General features: G+C 65.1%; 4 protein-coding genes. All 4 read right to left on the bottom strand.

From position 1 onward, the window contains the following. A partial coding sequence (locus AC1D00_RS34010; protein WP_477013681.1) for an efflux RND transporter permease subunit occupies nt 1–397 on the bottom strand: 397 nt, incomplete at its 3' end. Beyond that, on the bottom strand, nt 394–1803 hold the full coding sequence (locus AC1D00_RS34005; protein WP_477013680.1) for an efflux RND transporter periplasmic adaptor subunit: 1410 nt from the start codon (nt 1801–1803) through the stop codon (nt 394–396). The genes AC1D00_RS34010 and AC1D00_RS34005, both read right to left, overlap by 4 nt. Next, nucleotides 1800–2198 carry a FixH family protein gene (locus AC1D00_RS34000; protein ID WP_135176029.1) on the bottom strand — a complete coding sequence of 133 codons (399 nt, stop codon included), beginning with the start codon at nt 2196–2198 and terminating at the stop codon, nt 1800–1802. The genes AC1D00_RS34005 and AC1D00_RS34000 overlap by 4 nt, the downstream gene beginning before the upstream one ends. 130 nt (nt 2199–2328) lie before the next feature. Next, nucleotides 2329–2688, bottom strand: a complete 360-nt coding sequence (locus tag AC1D00_RS33995) for a hypothetical protein (RefSeq protein ID WP_135176028.1) — start codon at nt 2686–2688, stop codon at nt 2329–2331. Nucleotides 2689–3059 lie beyond the last annotated feature (371 nt).

Below are 3059 nucleotides of genomic sequence, written 5' to 3'. Positions count from 1 at the left end.
CGTCAGGGCCGATCGTGGGCGTGACGCCGGCCGGCAGCCGTGCCGCGGCGCCGTTGAGGAATTCGAGCACGCGCGAGCGGGCCCAGTAGATGTCGGTACCGTCCTCGAAGATGATGTAGACGAAGGAGACGCCGAAGAAGGAGAAGCCGCGCACCACCTTCGACTTCGGCACCGTCAGCATGGCGGTGGTGAGGGGGTGGGTGACCTGGTCCTCGATCACCTGGGGCGCCTGACCCTGATATTCGGTGTAGACGATAACTTGGGTGTCGGAGAGATCCGGAATGGCGTCCAGCGGCAGATGGAGCAAGGCATAGAGGCCGGCAGCAGCGGCAAAGCCGGTGCCGAACAGCACCAGCAGCAGATTGCGGGCCGACCAGGCGATCAGGCGGGCGATCATTGCTGGGCTCCTTCGGCAAAACCCTTGAGCGCCGCCTTCAGGTTGCTCTCCGCGTCGATCAGGAAGTTGGCGGACACGACGACGGGCTCGCCATCGGCGACACCCTGCCTGACCTCCACGTATCCCGAGCCGCGATGGCCGGTCTTGACCTCGCGCGGCTCGAACCGGCCCTCTCCCTTGTCGACGAAGACGGCCTGCCGACTGCCGGTATCCATCACCGCGCTCTCAGGGACGGTCAGGACCGGTTCGCCCGTCCCGGTGTCGATCCCGGCGTCGACGTACATGTCGTGCAGCAGCGCGAGGTCTGGGTTCGGCAATTCGACGCGGATGCGCGCGGTTCGGGTCTCCTTGTTGATCTCGGGATAGATCACTTCGACCCTCCCCGAGAATTCGCGGCCCGGAAAACTCCGGGCCCGCACGGTAGCCAACTGACCTTTGGAAATCATGCCCAGGTCGCGTTCCGCTACGTCGATCAACGCCCACATTACCGAGTGATCCGCGATCCGGAACAGCACGCCGCCCGGCTGCACGCGCATTCCCTCGATCGCGCTACGCTCCAGGACGATGCCATCGCGTGGCGCAGTCCACTCGACGGAGGTCGGTACGCTCCGGCTTTTCTCGATCGCCGCTATGGCGGCTTCCGGTACGTCGAGGTTGATCAGTCGCTGACGGGAGCCGCGGCCGTAGGCCTGGTCACCGCCCGTCGTCTTGGACGTGATGGTGGCGAGATATTCGGCGGCCGCCGACACGACGGCGGGGCTGTAGACCTCCATCAAAGGCTGCCCCTTCACGACGTGGGAGCCGGTCGTCACGTTGGCGACTTTCAGGATGAAGCTTTCGGACCGCATCGAGATGACGGAGACTCGCCGCTCGTCGAATTGAATGACGCCGGGGGCACGGACCATCGTGCGGATCGTGCGGAGCGCAGCGGGCTCGGACCTGACGCCCGTACGCTGGATCCTGCCCGGAGATAGCCGGACGGAACCGTCGTCGCTATCGTCGCCTTCGTAGACAGGGATATAGTCCATCCCCATGGAGTCCTTCTTCGGCACCGGCGAGGTGTCCGGCAGACCCATTGGGTTGCGGTAGTATTTGACCTTGCGATCGCCCCTGGCCTCGGCCGCAGCCGTCACCGCGGGCTGCTCGGGCTCATCAAAGCTTATGTCCGCGCCCGCAGGCACGGCACGATAGTCGCGGCCGTCCGCCGTCTTCTTCGTCGTCAGCGAATAGAGCGGCTTGCCGTCCGGGTCCTGATAATAGATGGGCGTGCCCGTATCCGCCGCGTTCGCGGCGGATACGAGTTGGCCGACGTCGGGCTGTGGCCGCAGGACGCCGGCGGCGAACAGCGCGAGACCTGCCGCGGCGAGAATCGCAGCGGCACTGCCCATGAGGAGGCGGCGGGTCATTTCTCGGCCGTGACGAGGAGCTTGTTCTCGACCGTTCCGGTTTCGCCCTGTACCTTGGCGCCGAGCGAGAGTTGCCAGCGACCGGCCATGCCGAAGGTCGCCTTGAACCGGTATGTCCCGGGCTCAGTGCCCGGCATCGCGGTGACCTTGGTGGCCATCTCCTGCATGCCGTCGGGCGCCATGTCGAGCCGGCTGGCGAAAATCACGGCATCCGGCACGGTCTTGCCGGTGGTCTTGTCGACCAGTCGCACCGTCACGATGCGATCGGCGCCGGCCTTGACGGTCGGCTGCACGAGCTGGAACTCGTAGTTCTTGATTTCGGCGCGTGCGGCACCCGCAAACGCGGCGGCGATCAGCGCGGCCATGGCGGCACGCGCGACGTTGGACATTGTCATGATTTCAATTCCTCGATGGATCTGATGGTACCGCCATGACCGCGCGCCCCAGGGGACAAGCAACAAGACGGCAGGCAGCGATGCGCGCGCCGTTATCGACGCGCACATTCGTCCGGCGCGTGAGCGCCGGTCAGACCGTCAATCGAGGTGGATGATCCGGAGGTGGACGGGTAAGGCCGTCGGCAATGGTATCATCGAGCGGCCGGAGCAGTTCGAGCGCACGCGGATCGAGAGTTGCCGTCACGACCGCCGGCCCAGCCTGCAACACCTTCAACATGCAGATCGCGAGGAGAGGGCAGTCCTGGCATTGCTTGCCGTCGTGCTGATCGGGACAGCAAGGCATGTCGGCGGACATGTCTTGCGCGTCGGTCATCTGCATGTCGCTGGCCATCGGCAGTCCTGCCGCTGCTGGCGTCACCAGCGGCGCAACCATCAGCCCCGCGGTCACGAGGACCGCGAGCACGAGCCTGAGGATGCGACGAGCAATCATGGCGCGACATTCTCACACGGGAACAACATTGGAAAGTCCAGTGGTTCACGAGTGTGCGAGCAGGGCGCGTGGGTGGTTAACTGTCTCGAACGATCGCGGAGTACGATGCTACTGCGCGATGCCTCGCTGGACGGGTATGCCAGAACGCGGAAAGGCCCCAGCCCGGGGCTGACCGGCTGAGGCCTTTTGTGCTCACAATCTTCATCCTTGGGACTTGCATCACCAACGCGCCCCGCGCCGGCTCGTTCCGTGGGGCTTGGAATTATTTTGCGCCGGTCATCGGTGCGATTGCACAGAGGTCGTCATGCCCGGGCTTGTCCCGGGCACCCACGTTCTTCGCGCAGCGTGACTAGACGTGGATGGCCGGGACA

The sequence above is a fragment of the Bradyrhizobium sp. P2_E8 genome (assembly GCF_056403875.1).
The sequence above is the reverse complement of the archived record's forward strand: the minus strand, read 5'-3'. Positions and strand labels throughout refer to the sequence as shown.

What these genes read in the sequence shown, in the direction of transcription:
- AC1D00_RS34000 (WP_135176029.1), bottom strand. Translation starts at nt 2,198, where the DNA reads ATGACAATGTCCAACGTCGCGCGTGCCGCCATGGCCGCGCTGATCGCC.
- AC1D00_RS33995 (WP_135176028.1), bottom strand. Translation starts at nt 2,688, where the DNA reads ATGATTGCTCGTCGCATCCTCAGGCTCGTGCTCGCGGTCCTCGTGACC.
- AC1D00_RS34005 (WP_477013680.1), bottom strand. Translation starts at nt 1,803, where the DNA reads ATGACCCGCCGCCTCCTCATGGGCAGTGCCGCTGCGATTCTCGCCGCG.